Below are 17,762 nucleotides of genomic sequence, written 5' to 3'. Positions count from 1 at the left end.
GGTGTGGGCGTTGGCCGGGGCGGACGCAGAACAGACCGGCCACCGGGATCCGGCCGGATCTCTTGCCCGACACCGGGATGACCGGGGTGTGTCCGCGTAGCGCCCACGTTCGTGCCTTCGGCGGCCGTAGCGTATGACCTGCCTCGTCTTCGAAGCAGATCCACGCCCCACGCTCGGCCGCTAGCTTTTTGCCTGCCGCCACACCTCCCGCCGCCACGTAGCGATCGCCTTCTCGTCGCGTTCGACCGGTCGATGCGCGGGCATCTGCGGGCTGAATCCCATGCGGTGCAGCAACATCGAGACTCCGCGCAGGGTGTACTGGACTCGGAAGAGCCCAGCGATCAGATCCGCAACCCGCGCCAGGGTCCACCGCTGATCCTCGGTGTAGCCGTGCGCAGCGGGGCCTTCTTGCAGCACAGCGGCCAGCCGGTCCAGCTGCTCGGGCGACAGCCGGCATTCGGTCCCCGAGGCCCCCTTGGACACCAGTCCCGCTTCACCGTCGGTCAACCATCGGCGCCGCTACACGTACACAGCGTTGTGCGATACCCGTAATCGCTTGGCGATCTCCGGCACCGCCACGTCCTGGGCGAACAACTCCGCCGCCTGCAACCGAACCGCCTCACGCCGGGCCCGGCCCTCAGCCGTCAGCCCACCACCATCGGGATAACGCACCCGGACCGGATACAGCACCCGACCAGCCAATGTCAGCCCGACACGCCGTGATCAAATCCTGACAGTTCAACCTCTGTAGCGGCGCGGTTTTCCAGGGCCGTGTGTGTGAGTGAGCTGGTTTGTCTTATGGGGCGGCGAGGATGGTGACTGCGCAGGCGGCGGGTCCGTTGCCGAGTGAGCCTCCGGCGTTTTCTGCTAGCCCGACGCGGGCGCCGGGGATTTGTCGCTCCCCGGCTCGGCCGCGGAGCTGGTCGGTGAGCTCGACAAGCTGGGCGGCGCCGGTGGCGCCGACGGGGTGACCGCGGGCGAGGAGACCTCCGGAGGGGTTGACGGGGATCCTCCCGCCAAGCGCAGTGTCACCGTCGCGGACGAGTTTCGCGCCGTCGCCAGGTGCGGCGATCGCGAGTTCTTCGGCGATGACGAGTTCGGCGGGTGCGGCGGCGTCATGTACCTCGCACAGGTCGAGGTCGTCGGGGCCGAGGGCGGCCTGTTCGTAGGCTGCGCGGGCGGTGCGGGGGACCACATCGCCCGCGTCGCCTTTCTGGGCTGCACCAACGGCCGAGGCCAGCACGCGAACACCGGGGGTATCGCGTCGACGTGCGATCTCGGGTCGGGTTAGGACGATGGCTGCGGCGCCGTCGCCGATCGAGGAGCACATGGGGCGGGTGAGGGGGGTGACGATGCTCCGCGCCCCCAGCACGTCATCGACGCTTACCTCGGTTCGGTTCTGCGCGATCGGGTTGAGACTCCCGTTGTGATGATTCTTGGCCGCGACGGCGGCGAGGTCGGCCTCGGTGGCGCCGGTCCGGCTCATGTACTCGCGGGCTTCGGCGGCGTAGATTTCCATGAACACCGGCCCGGCCGGTTCAGTGCTCTCGGCAAGTTCGACGTCGACGGCGGTGGCGAGTGCCCGCCCGGCACGGGAGCGGTCGGTGCTGGTCATCTTCTCCGCGCCGACGACGAGCACGGTCTCATAGCTTGCCGAGGCGAGTGCCATCGCGGCGAGGTGGAAGGCGCTGGAGGCAGACGCGCAGGCGTTCTCGACCGAGATCATGGGGCGGCCCGCGACGCAGGAGTCGGACAGGGCGGTGTGCGCGCGGATCATCTCCTGCCCGGTGAGCAGTCCGGCCGCGGCGTTGCCGAAGATCACCAGCCCAACGTCCTCGGCGGTGATTCCGGCATCGGCTAGCGCCTGGTCGGCGGCGGCCGAGGCCAGCTCCCGCAGTCGGGTGTCGACGAACATGCCGAACCGGGTGATGCCGGTTCCGACGATCACTGCGTCCATTCCATCTCGCTCCTTTCCTCTGCGGCGTCGTCGGCATCGAGGAGCTCGTCCACGTCGGGCCAGACGACGCGGGCGGCGAGTTGGTGGGGGTGGTGTTCATCGAGGTCTGCCAAGGCGACCCCGAACAGCGCGGTAGTCGCATCCTGGGCGGCTGCGGCGTCTCGGGCCCGGATCGCCGCAGCAATCCGGGCGTGCTCGGTGAGTAGTCGGGCGTCGGTGGCGCGGGAGTGATTGGCCTCGATGGCGGTGCAAATCCGGGTCAGCGCGGACACGAGCAAGGTGAGGACCTCGTTGCCCGCCGCGTGGGCGAGGTGCTGGTGAAAACGGTCGCGTTCCCGCTGGAACGACACGGTGCCTGCGGTCCGCTCGAGTCGCTGCAGGCACGAGGTGAGGGCGGCGAGGTCCTGATCTTTGTGGTGGGCGGCGGCGAGAGCGGCCACGGGTGGTTCGATGGCGGCCCGGGCCTCGAGCACGGTGCGCAGGGTGGCGTTGCGGAACTGCAGGGCCATCGCCAACGCGCTGCCGATCACACCCGGGCGGGGCATGGCGATCCGGGCGCCGCCAGAGGGACCGGAACGGACCTCGATGGCCCCGAGGAAGGACAGCACCCGCAGCGTCTCGCGTAGCGAGGCGCGAGAGACATCGAAGTAGCTCATCAACGTGGGTTCGGCAGCCAGGCGGTCTCCCGGCAGCAACTCCCGCCGAAGCGCCTCGCGCATCATCCGCCGCGCCGTCTGTCGCGGCACCGTCGTCCGCTCGGGCACGGACACCTCCTCGGGACCTCGACAAGCTCCGGGGCAATTTGGCACACTAAATATGTGCAATCCAATCTACCAGATACGGGCCCGTTCGTCTTCTCCCCGCAACACCAGACCTTCGAGGAGACCGTGGCGAAGCTGGCGCAGCGCGAGTTCCAGGACGGCTACCTGCGGCGCGCCACCTCGGAGGAGATGTGCTGGACCGAGCTCAAAGCGCTCGGTCGGCACGGACTGCTGGGGCTCACGCTGCCTGCTCAGCTCGGCGGGCAGGACGCCGACCCGGTGACCCTGGGCATCGCCTGCGAGCAGGTGGCCAAGGCTGATTTCAACCTCTCCTATCTGGTGTTCGGTTCCGAACTGGCGGCAGCCGTGCACGCCGGCCTGGCCAGCGAGGTCGCTGACCCGATCGTGCGTGCGGTCACCGCCGGTGAGCAGGTGCTGGCCTTGGCTTTGACCGAGCCTCGCGGCGGCTCCGATGCCTCCGGCACCACCGTGCGGGCCCGCCCGGTCGAAGGCGGGTACCACCTGACCGGGGAGAAGACGTCGGTCACCCTGGGGATGCACGCCTCGCATGCGATCGTCGTCGCCACCCTCGATCCGGCGCTGCGTTCGGGTGGCACGCGTCGGCTGCTGGTAGCGCTGGACGATCCGAGCGTGGGCAGGCAGCGCTTCGCCGATCCGGGGTTTCGCCCGCTCAGCCGTGCCGCAGTGAACTTCGAGGACACCTTCGTGCCCAGCGAGTACGAGCTGACCGGCGACGGCAGCGGTCTCGGCGCACAGTTGGCGGATTTCGACCTCACCCGCGCCTTGCTCGGGTTGATGGTGATCGGGGCGGCGCGCCGGGCCATGGAGACCACCGTTGACTGGGCTCGCCAGCGGGAGGCCTTCGGCAAAGTTATTGCCGGTTACCAGGGGGTCTCCTTCCCTCTCGCCGAGCACGACACCTACCTCGAGGCCGCCCGGTGGCTATGCTACCGCGCCCTGGGCCTGCGCGCGGCGGGCCTGCCGCATAGTCGGGAGGCGGCGATGTGCAAGTGGTGGATCCCGCGGGTGGCCTGCCAGGCGATCAACGACTGCATCGTGCTGCACGGGCACGTCGGCTGGTCGACCGAGATGCCCCTACAACAGCTCCTGGCCGATGTCAGCGGACTGCAGATCGGCGACGGCACGCCGCAGATCCAGAAACTCGTCATCGCCCGCGACCTCATCGGTCGCGACTACGTCGGCTGAGAAGTTGGTTGACACACACTACGAGAGGAGCCCCTCATGAGGCGCGTCACCGGGCATCCCGCCACCTCGATGGACGATTACCAGCTGAACACTACGACCTTCATCCGGCACGCCGCCCGCACCTACCCGGAACAGGAGATCGTCTACTACACCCCCGCCGGGCTGGGTCGCTACACCTACGCCCAGGCCCACCGCCGCATGATGCGCCTGGCCAACGCACTGGAGTCCCTGGGCGTGGCCCCCGGTGACCGTGTCGGCGTGCTGGACTGGAACTCCCACCGACACTTCGAGCTCTACTTCGCCATTCCCGGCACCGGGGCGGTGCTGCTGCAGATGAACCTGCGGATCTCCACCGACGACCTGAGCTACGTCGGCCAGCACAGCGAGGTCTCCTACATCTGCGTCGACGAGTCCCTCCTGCCGATCGCCGAGGCCATCGCCGGAAACCTACCCCAGGTCAAGGGCTTCATCGTCATGTCCGACCGCCCGGTCTCCGAGATCGCCACGACCCTGTCCCCGGTGTACGGCTACGAGGAACTCCTCGCCGACGCGCCCGAGGAGTATAACTGGCCGATGGTCGACGAGACCAGCGCCTACTCCGCCTGCTACACCTCCGGCACCACCGGCCGGCCCAAGGGGGTGTACTACTCCCACCGCAACATCCACCTGCACTCGCTGACCATGGCCGCCTACCTGGGAATCAACAGCGACGACTGCGCCCTGGTGATCGTGCCGATGTTCCACGGCCAATCGTGGGGGCTGTTCTACTCGTGCGTGATGATGGGCGCCAAGCTCATCTTTCCCGGCCGCTACACCGCCGAGGAGATCACCCCACTGGTCGACCTGATGATCGCCGAGCAGGTGACCATCGCCCACGGGGCCCCGGCGATCTTTCAGCCGATGCTGCACTACATCCGCACCCTGGACGACAAGCCCGACTTCAGCCGCGCCCGGTTCCTCTCCGGGGCCACCGAACCGCCGCTGTCGATGATGCGCGGGTTCCAGGAACTCACCGGTGCGGAGATCATCCACGCCTACGGCGCCACCGAGACCACCCCGCTGGTCGCGGTCAACTACCGGCTCAAACCCTCCGTGCGCGACAGGCTGACCCCCGATGAGCAGTGGGATCTCAAACGCAAACAGGGACTGCCCGTGACCGGCGTCGACGTCCGCGTCCTCGACGAGGATGGCCAGGACGTGAACCATGACGGCACGACCGTCGGCGAGATATGCATGGCCGGACCCTGGATCGCCGGCCGCTATCACGACGCCCCGGCCAGCGAGGAGGCCTTCCGCGACGGGTACTGGCACAGCGGCGACGCCGGCACCATCGACCCCGACGGCTACCTCAAGGTCGTCGACCGGATCAAGGACGTCATCAAAAGCGGCGGCGAGTGGATCTCCTCCATCGACATGGAAAACGCGATCGCCGGGCACCCGAACGTCCTCGATGCCGCCGTCGTCGGCCTACCACACGACAAATGGCAAGAACGCCCCCTCGCGCTGGTGGTAACCAAAGAAGACGCCCAGGTCACCGAGGACGATCTCCGCGAGCTGCTGCTGGAACGTTTCGCTCGCTGGCAGCTGCCCGATGAGATCCGGTTCGTCGCCGAGATCCCGAAGACCAGCGTGGGCAAAACCAACAAGAAGACGATCGTCGCCGAGTACCACGGCCTCTACACCCAGGGCACGCTCAATGAGTGAAAAGGACGTGCCGGTGCGGACCGAACGCCACGGGCGTGTCCTGCTCATCACCCTCCACCGCCCACACGCCCGCAACGCGGTGAACCCAGCCCTGGCGGCGAGCCTCGAATCCGCCGTTGACGACCTCGAGCACGACGAGGACCTCTGGGCAGGCGTGCTCACCGGGGAGGGCCCGGTGTTCTGCGCCGGCGCCGACCTCAACACCGTCGCAGGCGGGAACTTCCCCGAACTGCTCACCCACCGAGGCGGCTTCGCCGGGTTCGTCCGCCGCGAACGCAGCAAACCCATCGTGGCCGCCCTGGACGGTGACGCGCTGGCCGGTGGCATGGAACTCGCCATCGCCTGCGACCTGATCATCGCCGCCGAAGGCGTCCGCCTGGGCATCCCCGAGACCGCCCGCTCGCTGCTGGCGATCGGTGGCGGGCTGGCCAACCTCCCGCGACTCATCGGCGAGAAAGCCGCCCTGGAACTCGCGCTCACCGCGGCCCCGTGGCCCGCCGAACGGCTTGCCACGCTGGGACTGATCTCCCGCACGGTTCCCGCCGGCACCGCACGGGACGCAGCCCTCGACCTGGCCACCGAGATCTGCGGCAACGCTCCCCTGGCCGTGCGAGGGGCCCGCCGGGCGATCCTCGCGGGCCGAGACCACACAGAGGACGAACGTTGGGCCTTGGCCGAACGCGAACTCGCCGCGCTCGAAGGCACCCAGGACTACCACGAAGGCTCCCGCTCCTTTGTGGCGAAACGCGCGCCACGCTGGACGGGCCGGTGAAGGAGAGACCATGGACCTGAAAGACCGAGTCGCCGTCGTCACCGGCGCCGCTTCCGGCCTCGGGCTCGCCACCACCCGCGCCCTGGCAGGCCGGGGTGCCCGGGTCGCCGTCCTCGACCGGGACAGCGACGCAGCCCGACGTCTCGCGGCGGAGAACAGGGACAACCTTCTGCCGGTACCCGTCGACGTGGCCGACGAGGAATCCGTCACAGCGGCCATGACGACAATCGAGGAGAACCTCGGCGCGGTGCACCTCTGCGTCAACGCCGCCGGCGTCGCCACGCCCGGCAAGGTGCTACACCACGGCCAGCCGCTGCCACTTGCCGACTTCCGCGCGGTCGTCACGACCAACCTGCTCGGCGCCTTCGACGTCATGCGGCACTGCACCGCGCTCATGGCCCGCAACGACCCCGGAGAAGACGGCGAACGCGGGATCGTCATCAACATCTCCTCCGGAGCCGCCTGGCAGGGTCAGAAAGGACAAGCCGCCTACGCCGCGAGCAAGGCCGGCCTCATCGGCCTCATGCTCCCGGCTGCCCGAGACCTGGCCGACCATGGAATCCGGGTCGTCACCATCGCTCCCGGCCTCTTCGATACCGGTATCACAGCCGGCATGCCCGATAAGGTCCGCTCGGGTTTGACCAGCATGGTCCTCAACCCGCCCAGAATGGGCCACCCCGACGAGCTCGCCGCCCTCGTCAGCCACATCGCCGAGAACCGCTACCTCAACGCAGCCACCCTGTCCATCGACGCTGGCGCGCGAATGGTCTGACCCCCTCCCACCAACGCTAACCACGAACGGCCATACCCGGCCCTGTCGTCACCATCTGCAGGTTGGTGTGCATCTCGGCGAGCTTGTGCCCGACAACCTGGTGGCGGGCCAGCCAGCCGCCTAACGTAACGTGGTGCGCTCGGCGGTGTAGTCCAGGGCCAGCGCGAGTGCCTTGATCGCGGCGGCGAGTGCGCCCAGCGCGATCGCCAGTCGTTCTCTCGTGAGAGGAGTCGTCCTCATTACCGAGAAGGCGCCCCTCAGCCCCAAGGACGTTGCTTCTGGACATCGCGCAGCCGTCGACGTACAGTTCTGCCGTATCCTGGGCCTTCTTGCCGACCTTACCCAGTGTTGGACCCCGCGGGAAGCCGGGCGTGTCCGCCTCGACCACCACCATCAGGCTCAGGCCCCTGCCGTCCCTGCTCGCCGGTGCGCGCTAGGACGATCACCAGGTCGGCCTGGGAAACTGTTAGTGATGAACGTCTTCGCCCCGTCCAGCACGATGTGGTCACCGTCGTATTGCCCAGTGGGGCGGATGAGGGCGAGGTCGGAGCCGGATGAGCGCATGATCGCCGCCTCCGCCGCCCACTGGGCGCATGACCCCCCACATCGGCTGACGGGATCAACGCCGGTTTCCCCGGTGGTCTCGCCCGGTGCGCGGCAGTGTCTGGCCAAGGCAACGCACGGCGCCGTTTCGTCGCTGTGTCATGCGCGGGCAGACCGGGGAAGGTGGAGCGAGTGCGGTCCGCAGGTGGCGTGGGACACGATCACGCGTTAATTCGGCGTTGCCGCCGAGCGTCTCGGCTATGCCGAGCGTCGCGACTAGGGTGCCCGGTAGTGCGTGATACCGTCGATGTCCTCGGTGATCAACTGTTCCTGGAGCACCAGCAGGTCGAGGTGCGCCTTGGTTTCCAGGACGGCCAGCATCTGGTTGAAGGGGTCCAGCTCGATCAGACGGCGCTCACGCCGGGTCCAGGTCAGCCCGTCGGCTACGGCGTAGGCGGTATTTCGTCCGCGGGCGACCAGTCGGCTGGCTGCGGTGAGCCGGGTGTCGTGGTGGACGAGTAGTTCGTCGACCCGGGCGTGCACGCTGGTGGTCACGGGCCCGTGCGCGGCAAGTAGCCGGGCGTCCGGCATGGCGCGTACCAGGCGCAATGATCCGAGATAGTCGCGCAGGGGGAAGGGTGCCAGGGCGGCTTCGAAGCCGATCGAGGGGGTGATGTGTGGCAGCACGTGGTCTCCGGCGAAGAGTATCCCGGCTGTCTGCTCGTGGAAGACGAGATGCCCCCGCGTGTGCCCCGGTGTGGCGACGGCGTCGAGTGTGCGCGCCCCGACGGGAACGGTGGTGCCGCCGGTCAACCAGTCGTTGGGGGCTTCCCAGATGTCGCGGGGGATGCCGTCGCGGGGGTCGATCCCGCGCAGGCGCCGCAGCAGTGCCGTGGCGCCGCACCGGGTGAGTAATTCGGCCTGGGGCGTGAGCTGGTGAGCCGGGCTGCCGGCGATCCGCAGCGAGGGCTCCTCGCCTGCGCCCAGGGTGATGGCGGTACCGAACTCGCGGCGCAGCGCCACCGCCTGGGTGTAGTGGTCGCGGTGCAGGTGGGTGACGAGGAAGCGGCGCACGTCGGCGAGGCCGCAGCCGAGCGCGTTGAGGGCCGCGGCCAGCAGGTCGCGGGAGGTGGCCAGGGCTTGGCCGGAGTCGATCAAGGCCAGCGTGGTGCCGTCGTCGACGGCATACACGTTGACTGCGGTGAGTGCGTCGCCGGGGAGGGGTAGCGGGATGCGGTGCACCCCGGGGGCGACTCGGTACACCCCGGGGGCCGCCCAATTCCCAGTCGGGTCGTCGGCCCTCACCTGCATCATCGGGTTGTCTCCTCGGTCGGCGCGGTGACAAGACCGAGCTCGGGCCCGCCGCCGTCGACGACGAGGCGTTGACCGGTGACATAACCGGCGTCGGGGGACAGGAGAAAGGTCACAACGCCCGCCACGTCGTCGGGGCGGCAGACCCGCCCGAACGGATAGTGCGCATCCAGCGCCGCCAGCGTGCGGCCGGGGACGGTGGCGCGGACCAGCCGCTCGCCCATCTCCGTGGCGACCAGCCCGGGCGCGACAATATTGACCCGGATCCCGAAGGGTCGCTCCTCGCGGGCCAGGGTGCGTGCCGCCGCCTCGATCGCGGCCTTGGCCATCGTGTAGGGCGCGCCGCCCGCCGGGGTGGCCTCGACGATGGCGCTGGAGATGATCACCACGTCGGCGCGCTGGCGCTCCCGCATGCCCGGCAACAATTGCCGGATCAGCTGCAACGGGCCGAGCGCGTGCACCTGCAGCAGCCGTCGGTACTCCTCCTCCGGGGTGTCCGCGATGCGCGTGCTCCGACTGGCCATTCCGGCGTTGCTGACCACGATATCGACCTCTCCGAGATCGCTTCGAACAGCGCCGAGCATGCCCTGGACGGCCTCGGGGTCGTCCACCGCCGCTTGGTAGGCGCGGGCGACACCGCCGCGCGCGGTGATAGTCTCAACCACCTCGGATGCGGCACGGGCATCGCGGCGGTAGTTGACGGCGATCGCGGCGCCGTCGACGGCGAGTCGGCAGGCGATCGCGCGGCCAACTCCGCGTGAGCCTCCTGTCACCACGGCGACCCTGCCGGCCAGCTGTCCCGTTCGCGGCGTCCACCCGTTCGTCACGACGCACTCCCGTCTGAGTTCGATGTGCCGGCGTCTGCGTCGCGAGGCCGCGGTCCTGTCTCTATCGCCGCTCGGCGCCTGGCGCCTACCCCCCGCGGGTGGGGGCATTGCTCCCGGGCAGTCACCGCCTCGGTGGTCGCGATCGCCCGCACGTTCATGTCGGCAAGCTGCCTGCCGATCTGCTGCGGCGAATACCGCCCCCCCGGGCGATACCAGCGGTAGACCCAGTTGGTGGAGCCCAGGATGGACAGCGCGGCCAGCCGCGCATCCAGCTCCGCCCGGACAACGCCTTCGCGTTGGCCTTCGGCGATCAGGTCTCGGAACACACTCTGGTAGGCGTGCTCGCTTCCGAGTACCTCCTGGCGGCGTTCCGCGGGCAGCGCGGCCAGCTCGTGGAGGAACACGGTGGTCGCCACCAGGGTGCGACACGTGTGCTCGACATGCCCGATAATGACGTTCTCCAGCCGCTGCAACCCATCGCCGTTGATGGCCGCGCACACCTGGATATTGGCCAGCCCGTCCCGGTGCACCGTGCTGATCACGTCGAAGAGCAGGTCCTCCTTGGACTGAATGTAGTAGTACAGGCTGCCCTTGAGCATGCCAACGCGATCGGCGATGTCCTGCAGTGAGGCGGCCTCGTAGCCCTTTTCGTAAAACACCTGGGTAGCCACCTCGACGAGCTGCGTCCAGCGCTGCTCGCGTGGCTTGCGCTCCGCCCCGCGACGCGCACGCCGTCCTGCTGGTTGCAATGATCGTCCTCTCGTGGCCGTGCTGATTTCCCCACCTAGGAACTCTACCGTTTGTTAGACCTCTTCCGCGCTCAGAGTCGGGCTGCCGCGTCCAGGCGCACCACCTCGCCGTTGAGCAGGGTGTTTTCCATGAAGCTCGCCACCAGCAGAGCGAAATCGCGCGGGGTCCCCAACCGTTTGGGAAAGACGTGCAGGTCCAGCAGTCCTGCTCGCCGTTTCTCGTCCGCGTCGGCCAACATGCCGGTGTCCATCACTCCTGGACAGACTGTCATGACCCGGATCCCCAATGGTGCGAGGTCGCGCGCCAGCGGCAGCGTCAACGCCACGATCCCGCCCTTCGACGCCGCGTAGGCGGCCTGCCCGGCCTGACCCTCGAGTGCTGCCGCGGAGGACACGTTCACGATCAACCCACGCTCACCTTCATCCGACGGCGAGTTGTGTGCCATCGCTTGCACCGCGCGGCGCAACACATCGAACGTACCCATGAGGTTGATCTCCACTGTGCGGCGGAAGACGTCCAACGGATGCAGTTCCCCCCGGCGGGACAGCACTCGGGCCGCCGGGCTGATCCCTGCGGCGTTCACACACGCATCGATTCGGCCAAACGCCGCCACCGCCTCGGCAACGGCCCGCTCGACCTCATCGGTCCGGGAGACGTCGCAGGGGAAGAACCGGGTGGCCGGCCCTAACTCGGCCACCAGTTGCTGTCCGGCCGAGCCGGGTAGGTCGAGCACCGCAACCCGAGCGCCTCGCTCCACGAGCAACCGCACAGTTCCCGCGCCGAGCCCGGAAGCCCCACCGGTCACCAGCCCCACCGCGTCCTTGATTCGCATTGCGCACCCCGTTTCGCTCGCAGCCACCGCCACACGCCAGTCGGAAGGTACCAAATGTTTGTTAGTCGCGGGCGAAGGCCAGTGTCCCGCTCGCTAGCGTGATGGACCTAGACAACCCACCGACCGGATGGTAGAAACGCGTAATGGTGGGAAGCTACGGATGGCACGAGGTCTATAGCCTGGGAGATTTGCTGGCGCGTGCGGCCGAACGGGAGCCGGACGGTCTGGCCGTGGTGTTGCCACAGGAGCGGGTCACCTACCGCGAGCTCGAAGACGGCAGCATGCGTCTCGCTCGCTCGCTTGCGTCGCTGGGAGTGGTCAAGGGGTCCCACGTGGGGATCCTGATGTCGAACTGTGTGGCCTACCTCGAGACGTTTTTCGGGGTCGCGATGCTCGGTGCCGTGGTCGTCCCGATCAACAATCGCCTTCACCCGCGCGAACTGGGCCACGTCCTGGCAGACTCCGACGTGGAGGTCCTTGTCACTGGCCGGGTCGACGACCGCGACACGGACTACGCGGCGAGGTTGCACGAGGCGTTGCCCGGCCTGGCCACCGCGACGAGACCGGCGTCGCTGGCGCTGTCGGAGTTTCCCCGGTTGCGGGCGGTGGTGACGGTCACTGGCGCCGCGGCACCCGGCCTGCTCGATGGCGCCGCGTGCGCCGCGCTCGCTGAGCGCACGCCCCCCGCGGAGATCATGACCCGCCGGATGCGGGTCGCGGTGCGTGATGTGGCGTTGATGATGTACACCTCGGGTACAACGCGTGCGCCGGTGGGCTGCCCGCTGACCCATGAGGCGGTCGTGCGCACGTCTGTGGTAGCGGGTCGGACACGGTTCCGCTTCCAACCCGCGGATCGGATGTGGGATCCCTTGCCAATGTTTCACATGAGTGCGATCCTGCCGCTGATCGGCGTGATTGACGCGGGGGCCGCGTTCCTGTCGATGACCCACTTCGAGCCTGGTCAAGCCCTCGAGATGATGGACACCGAGGGCGCTACGCTGTCGTTTGCCACCTTCCCGGCGTTCACCCAGGCGCTGCTCAACCACCCCGACTATGATCCCGATCGGTGGCAGCACATCCGGTTGATCAACAACGTCGCCCCGCCTGATGTGCTCGGGGACATGCAGGCGCGCATGCCCCATACGGTGCAGATCAGTGCCTATGGCTGTAGCGAGTGCTCGGGGGTGACCGCGTTCAACGAGCCCGGCGACACCCTGCAGCAGCGCTGCACGACCAGCGGCAGACCCTTCGACGGCATCGAGGTAGGTATCCGCGATCTGGAGAGCCGGCAACCCCTCGGCACCGGCCAGCGCGGTGAGATCGTCGTCCGTGGCTACTGCCTGTTCGAGGGCTACTACAAGAATCCGGAGAAGACTGCCGCGCAGATGGACGGCGACGGCTGGTTCTACACCGGCGATGTCGGAGAGCTCGACGACGAGGGGCGCATCAGCTATCTCGGCCGCACCAAGGACATGCTCAAGGTGGGTGGGGAAAATGTCGCGGCCATCGAAATCGAATCCTATCTGGGCAGACACCCTGCTGTGGCGGTGAGCGCTGTGGTCGGGGTGCCGGATCCGAAATATGGCGAGGTTCCCGCCGCGTTCGTCGAGCTGCGGCCGGGGCATTCGGTAACCGAAGACGAGCTCGTCGAGCACTGCCGCGGCGGATTGGCCCGTTTCAAGGTGCCACGCCAGATACGGTTCGTAACCGAATGGCCGATGTCGGCTACTAAGATCCAGAAGTTTCGGTTGCAAGAACAGCTAACCCGGGAACTGGCACAAACCGAGGATACGGCCTCGGTCGGGTCAGGGGGGTAACTGTTGGGTGTGTGGCCACGATCCGGCCCCCCGGGGACGCCGCGAACCGAGGCAACGGCTTCCGGTTCTGTGGCGACGGCAGGAGGTGTCTGCATGGCGAGGGATGGCGACGACAAGCGCACGATCCGCACCGAGCGCGATGGAGAGTTGCTGTGGCTAGTGTTAGACCGTCCTGAACGGCTCAACGCGCTGTGCGGGCCGATGCGCGAAGAGATCACCGAGGTACTCGACCAGGCGGCCCGGGGCCCGTGGCGCTGTTTGCTGATCAGGGGTGAGGGCCGCGCGTTTTGCGCCGGCGCCGACCTGGCGCAGTTCGTTGATGAGATTGACCTCGCCGATGCCGAAGCCGTGCGGACATACCTCGCGCAAGGGTGGCAGGAGGTCGCCGCCCGGCTGCGGGAACTGCCCTTACCGGTGGTGTCCGCGGTGCACGGCGCCGCCTATGGAGGGGGCGCTAACCTCGCGTTAGCAGCGGATCTGGTGGTCGCAGCCGAATCGGCCACTTTCTGCGAGCCCTACGTCACGCACGGAATCAGCCCGGACTGTGGCGCGACCTGGCTCTTGCCGCGGCTGGTCGGCTCGCAGCACACCAGGCGCCTGCTCCTGCTTGGCGAGCCGATTGCGGCGCATGAGGCGGCCCGAATCGGACTGGTGGCCGAGGTTGTCCCCGATGGCGCACTCCTCGCACGGGCGCGCCAGCTCGGTACCGCGCTCGCGGCCAAGGACCCCAAGGCCCTGCAGGCCACCCGCGAACTGCTCGAACTCAATCAGCACGCCGACTTGCGGAAAGCGCTTGCCCGCGAAGCAGAAACAGTGGCTGCACTGCTCGGCGGGCCCGCCTTCCGCCATGCCACTGCCCGGTTTCGGAAGCATTGACGAGCCGACCGACGGTGATACCGCATCGCCGAAAAACTAGCACAGAAGGGACAGCATCATGGACTTCGTTCTCGACGAGGAGAATGAGGCCTTCCGCAACGTCGTCCGGGACTGGGTGGAGAAGAACTACCCGAAGGACGCCGCCCGGGACCTCGAGATGCAGGAGTTCGACTATCCCTTCGAGCTCTGGGACAAGATGAGCGCCGCCGGGTTCCACGCGGTCGGGATCGACGAGCAGTACGGGGGCGCGGGCGGTACCGTACTGACGCAGGTCGTGCTTGCCCGCGAACTCGCCCGGTCGCTGGCGGGGTTGACGTGGACCTGGGGAATCTCGTCATTCGCCGGGGCCAAGTCGGTCGGCCTATATGGCAGCGAGGAACAGAAACAACGATTCCTCCCGGAACTCGCCAAGGGCAACCTGCGCTTTTCCATCGCGGTTACCGAGCCGTCCGGCGGCACCGATCTGTTGGGAGCGATGAAAACCACGGCCACCAGAGTCGATGGAGGATGGCGGATCAACGGCCAGAAAATATGGTCTACCGCTTCGCACGTCGCCGACTACCTCCTTCTCCTTGCACGATCGGACCCGAAGCCCGAGAAGAAGACCCAAGGTAAGACCCTGTTCCTGGTTCCCAGAACCACAGACGGCGTCGAGACGCGGCAGATTCCCAAACTAGGCATGCGAGCTGTTGGATCGTGCGAGGTCTATCTCGAAGATGTGTTCGTTCCGGACGACCTCGTGCTGGGCGAGCCGGGCGCGGCCTGGTACATGATGCTCGGAACGCTGAACAACGAACGAATCATCCTGTCCGCACTGTGCACCGGAATTATCGACGGGGTGCTGGAAGACGCCGTCGAATACATGAACACCCGGAGCGCCTTCGGCAAGAAGATCGGCGAATTCCAGGCGCTGCAACACTACGTCGCCGACATGGTCATGTGGCAAAAGCAAGCCGAACTGATGACCTACCACGCTGCCTGGCTGCAGTCGACGGGTGCACCGTGCGGCACCGAGTCGAACATGGCCAAGGTCATCACCTCCGAATACGCCAACCGCGCGGCAGACCTCGGCATCCAGATCTTGGGTGGAATGGGCTACGCCGCGGAGACCAACGCCCAGCGCTACTGGCGCGACAGCCGACTCTTCCGCATCGGCCCGATCACCAGCGAAATGGCCCGTAACGCCATCGCTGAGTCCATGGGCCTGCCCCGTTCGTTCTAAATGCAGAACATTCGTTGGCGCCAGAAAGCTGGCTCGCGTGAGGCAAGGAGGGATCGTGCTTTCCAAGGATGCAAAAGACGACGATGAAGACCACCGGGGCGTTGTCTCTGTCGCCGTGGGGCGGCGCCGGTTTCTGACCTATCTGGTGGCCGCTCCCACCTTGACGGTCGCGGCCCGGATCGGTCTAGACAGCGGTGCGGCTGCGCCCGCCCACGCGGCGATCCCCTCGCCACCGCAGCTTCTGGGGGAGACCATCGATCTCCAGGACCTGCTGGTCATCGCTGGCCTGCCCACTGCGGGCTTGTTGTTCCAGATCCAGGTCAATGAGGACAACACGGTCAGCGTGCCGTTGCCGCGCGCGGAAGTGGGCCAGGGCCTGACCACCGCAGTGCCGATGCTCATCGCCGAGGAAATGGACATCCCGCTGTCGAGTGTTCGAATGACGCTGGCTGATGCGCGTCCGGAACTGGTAATGGGCCAGATCAGCGGTGGCTCGTCGGGAATCTGCACGCTATATGATCCGGCGCGGGCGGCGGCCGCGGCGGCGCGGGCGCGGCTGGTGGCGACCGCAGCGCAGCAGTGGGGGATCCCGAGCGAGCGGCTTACCGTCACCGACGGAACCATCCACGCACCCGGTGGGCGGACGGCGACCTATGGTTCGCTGGCCGTTGCAGCGGCCAAGGCGGATTTGTCGAAACTCGTCGTGGAACCGAAACCAGAGTCCAAAGCGAAACTAGTTGGCACCCGCGCTACCCGGTTAGACGCCCGCGACATCGTCACCGGCAAGCATACCTACACCCACGACCTGAACGTCGCGGGCGCGAAACCGTGCCTGATGCGCAGGCCGCCAACCATCAAGGGCACGGTCCAGGCGGTGAATAACGCCGATACGGTCAGGCGAATGCCCGGTGTACTCGCGGTGGCAACCATTCCGACCGGGGTGGCCGTGCTGGCCGAGACGTTCGCACAGGCCCTGGACGGGGTAAACGCCCTCGATGTGGCCTGGGGGCCCGGCCCTGTCGACAACGAGAGCGACGACACCGTCCGACAGAAACTGCGCAGGGCGGTAGGACCAGTCGGGGACCCGCCCGTGACGCTCCCCTTGGGCGCTGGATCCTTGGAGGCCGAGTTCGACTTCGCTTTCCTCAGCCATGCCCCCTTGGAGACGAACGCCGCCGTCGCCGACGTGCGAAGCGACCGTGCCGAGATCTGGTCGGCGCTGCAAACCCCGATCATCACGCAAGAGACGATCGCCAAGGAGTTGCGCCTGCCCCTGCACAAGGTCACGGTGCACGTGATGCCCAGCGGAGGCTCGTTCGGCCGTCGACTGTTTTTCGACGCGGCGTTGGAAGCCGCGCAGATATCCCAGGCCATGGGCCGGCCGGTCAAGCTGATCTGGCACCGCACGGACGACATCCGGCACGGTCGGGTACATCCAGCCAAGTATCACAAGGTGCGCGTCAACTACGTCCGCGGCAACGTGCTGTCCTACCAGCACTGGAGCGCCTCGGTGCTGACCTCGCTAGAACACGGATTTGGAGAGGCGCTCACCACGGCGGTAGCCAAGATACCCGGCATCGGGAATGAAAGCCTCAACCAGGTCGCGTTCCACGCGATGGTGCATTGCCCGTACAACTTCGGGGTGGTTGGTCAGCACCTCCACGAGGTCAACATGCCGATCGACACCGGTAGTTGGCGTTCGGTGTGGTCGGTCAACACCCGAGGTGTCGAAGAGATCATCGTCGATGAACTCGCCAGGCGCTTCAAGAAGGACCCGGTCCAGTTCCGGCGGGAATTCCTCAAGGACGACCGGCAACGAGCGGTGCTGGACAAGGTGGCCTCGGAGGGCAACTGGGGCCGATCTCTGCCTGCGGGCGTCGCTCAGGGGCTTGCGTTCCACGACGAGATGAAAGGGGTGACGGCCTGCCTGGTCGAGCTGGACGCTCGCGATCAGAAGCATCCCCGGGTGACCAAAGCCGTGGTGGCGGTGGACGTGGGCCGGCCGATCAACGTGAGCGGAATCGAGGCACAGGTGCTCGGTGGGCTCACCGACGGCATCTCGGTCGCCTTGTCCGGCGGGCTACACCTGCGTAACGGCTATTTCCTGGAAGGGAGCTACCACAATTTCCACTACGCTCGCCAGAAAGATACCCCGCCACAGGTGCAGATCTTCGTGATGCCAGCCAACGGCCGCCCCGGGGGGATGGGTGAGTTCGCAGTACCTGTGTCATTCGGCGCGGTCGTCAATGCCTACCGTCGGGCGACGGGAATCCTACCGACCAGTTTTCCGATCAACTCCGATATCGACTGGGAACCGTACCCGCCCGGACCTGTCCCCAATCCCCCGATGCGCCCCCTCCCGCCGAAGCGGTAGCACTCGACACACGGCGC

16 protein-coding genes are annotated in these 17,762 nt (G+C 67.3%); 8 read left to right on the top strand and 8 right to left on the bottom strand.

The features are described from left to right. Positions 1–180: 180 nt before the first annotated feature. The 4 genes from BAY60_RS35915 to BAY60_RS35905 all read right to left on the bottom strand — a co-directional run bounded on the left by BAY60_RS35915 (position 181) and on the right by BAY60_RS35905 (position 2,721). Positions 181–507, bottom strand: a complete 327-nt coding sequence (locus tag BAY60_RS35915; protein ID WP_211330577.1) for a winged helix-turn-helix domain-containing protein — start codon at positions 505–507, stop codon at positions 181–183. 12 nt (positions 508–519) lie between these two features. Further along, on the bottom strand, positions 520–672 hold the full coding sequence (locus BAY60_RS38705) for a helix-turn-helix domain-containing protein (protein WP_425466514.1): 153 nt from the start codon (positions 670–672) through the stop codon (positions 520–522). Between the two features lie 124 nt (positions 673–796). Further along, positions 797–1,915, bottom strand: a complete 1,119-nt coding sequence (locus BAY60_RS35910; RefSeq protein ID WP_245992967.1) for a thiolase family protein — start codon at positions 1,913–1,915, stop codon at positions 797–799. 29 nt (positions 1,916–1,944) lie between these two features. Next, on the bottom strand, positions 1,945–2,721 hold the full coding sequence (locus tag BAY60_RS35905) for a FadR/GntR family transcriptional regulator (protein ID WP_112285730.1): 777 nt from the start codon (positions 2,719–2,721) through the stop codon (positions 1,945–1,947). Positions 2,722–2,775: 54 nt separating this feature from the next. On the opposite strand from BAY60_RS35905, the gene BAY60_RS35900 reads away from it, so the two are divergent. From BAY60_RS35900 to BAY60_RS35885, 4 genes are read left to right on the top strand one after another with little or no spacing between them, the layout of a single operon-like run. Then, positions 2,776–3,945 (top strand): acyl-CoA dehydrogenase family protein, encoded by a 1,170-nt coding sequence (locus tag BAY60_RS35900; protein ID WP_112285729.1) that lies wholly within the window; start codon positions 2,776–2,778, stop codon positions 3,943–3,945. Between the two features lie 36 nt (positions 3,946–3,981). Then, on the top strand, positions 3,982–5,649 hold the full coding sequence (locus tag BAY60_RS35895) for a long-chain-fatty-acid--CoA ligase (RefSeq protein ID WP_112285728.1): 1,668 nt from the start codon (positions 3,982–3,984) through the stop codon (positions 5,647–5,649). A 13-nt stretch (positions 5,650–5,662) separates the two neighbouring features. Next, complete coding sequence (locus BAY60_RS35890) at positions 5,663–6,421, top strand: enoyl-CoA hydratase-related protein (protein ID WP_170160668.1); 759 nt, start codon at positions 5,663–5,665, stop codon at positions 6,419–6,421. 10 nt (positions 6,422–6,431) lie between these two features. Then, positions 6,432–7,193 (top strand): SDR family NAD(P)-dependent oxidoreductase, encoded by a 762-nt coding sequence (locus tag BAY60_RS35885; protein WP_112285726.1) that lies wholly within the window; start codon positions 6,432–6,434, stop codon positions 7,191–7,193. 819 nt (positions 7,194–8,012) lie between these two features. On the opposite strand, the gene BAY60_RS35880 is transcribed toward BAY60_RS35885, so the two are convergent. The 4 genes from BAY60_RS35880 to BAY60_RS35865 form a co-directional block, all read right to left on the bottom strand. Further along, positions 8,013–9,047 (bottom strand): MBL fold metallo-hydrolase, encoded by a 1,035-nt coding sequence (locus BAY60_RS35880; RefSeq protein WP_112285745.1) that lies wholly within the window; start codon positions 9,045–9,047, stop codon positions 8,013–8,015. Then, on the bottom strand, positions 9,047–9,874 hold the full coding sequence (locus BAY60_RS35875) for an SDR family NAD(P)-dependent oxidoreductase (protein WP_211330576.1): 828 nt from the start codon (positions 9,872–9,874) through the stop codon (positions 9,047–9,049). The genes BAY60_RS35880 and BAY60_RS35875 overlap by 1 nt, the downstream gene beginning before the upstream one ends. Further along, positions 9,871–10,545 (bottom strand): TetR/AcrR family transcriptional regulator, encoded by a 675-nt coding sequence (locus BAY60_RS35870; protein ID WP_281272783.1) that lies wholly within the window; start codon positions 10,543–10,545, stop codon positions 9,871–9,873. The genes BAY60_RS35875 and BAY60_RS35870 overlap by 4 nt, the downstream gene beginning before the upstream one ends. A 149-nt stretch (positions 10,546–10,694) precedes the next feature. Continuing rightward, positions 10,695–11,456 carry an SDR family NAD(P)-dependent oxidoreductase gene (locus BAY60_RS35865; RefSeq protein WP_112285723.1) on the bottom strand — a complete coding sequence of 254 codons (762 nt, stop codon included), beginning with the start codon at positions 11,454–11,456 and terminating at the stop codon, positions 10,695–10,697. 143 nt (positions 11,457–11,599) lie between these two features. On the opposite strand from BAY60_RS35865, the gene BAY60_RS35860 reads away from it, so the two are divergent. The 4 genes from BAY60_RS35860 to BAY60_RS35845 all read left to right on the top strand — a co-directional run bounded on the left by BAY60_RS35860 (position 11,600) and on the right by BAY60_RS35845 (position 17,745). After that, positions 11,600–13,273 carry a class I adenylate-forming enzyme family protein gene (locus BAY60_RS35860; protein ID WP_112285722.1) on the top strand — a complete coding sequence of 558 codons (1,674 nt, stop codon included), beginning with the start codon at positions 11,600–11,602 and terminating at the stop codon, positions 13,271–13,273. Between the two features lie 93 nt (positions 13,274–13,366). Next, on the top strand, positions 13,367–14,149 hold the full coding sequence (locus BAY60_RS35855) for an enoyl-CoA hydratase/isomerase family protein (RefSeq protein WP_112285721.1): 783 nt from the start codon (positions 13,367–13,369) through the stop codon (positions 14,147–14,149). Positions 14,150–14,207: 58 nt separating this feature from the next. Continuing rightward, positions 14,208–15,371: an acyl-CoA dehydrogenase family protein gene (locus tag BAY60_RS35850; RefSeq protein WP_112285720.1), complete on the top strand. Its 1,164-nt coding sequence runs from the start codon at positions 14,208–14,210 to the stop codon at positions 15,369–15,371. A gap of 55 nt (positions 15,372–15,426) precedes the next feature. After that, positions 15,427–17,745 carry a xanthine dehydrogenase family protein molybdopterin-binding subunit gene (locus BAY60_RS35845; protein WP_211330575.1) on the top strand — a complete coding sequence of 773 codons (2,319 nt, stop codon included), beginning with the start codon at positions 15,427–15,429 and terminating at the stop codon, positions 17,743–17,745. Positions 17,746–17,762 lie beyond the last annotated feature (17 nt).

Source organism: Prauserella muralis, assembly GCF_003202285.1.
GTDB lineage: Bacteria > Actinomycetota > Actinomycetes > Mycobacteriales > Pseudonocardiaceae > Prauserella_B > Prauserella_B muralis.
Note: the sequence above shows the minus strand (reverse complement) of the source record. Positions and strands in the feature narration are given on the sequence as shown.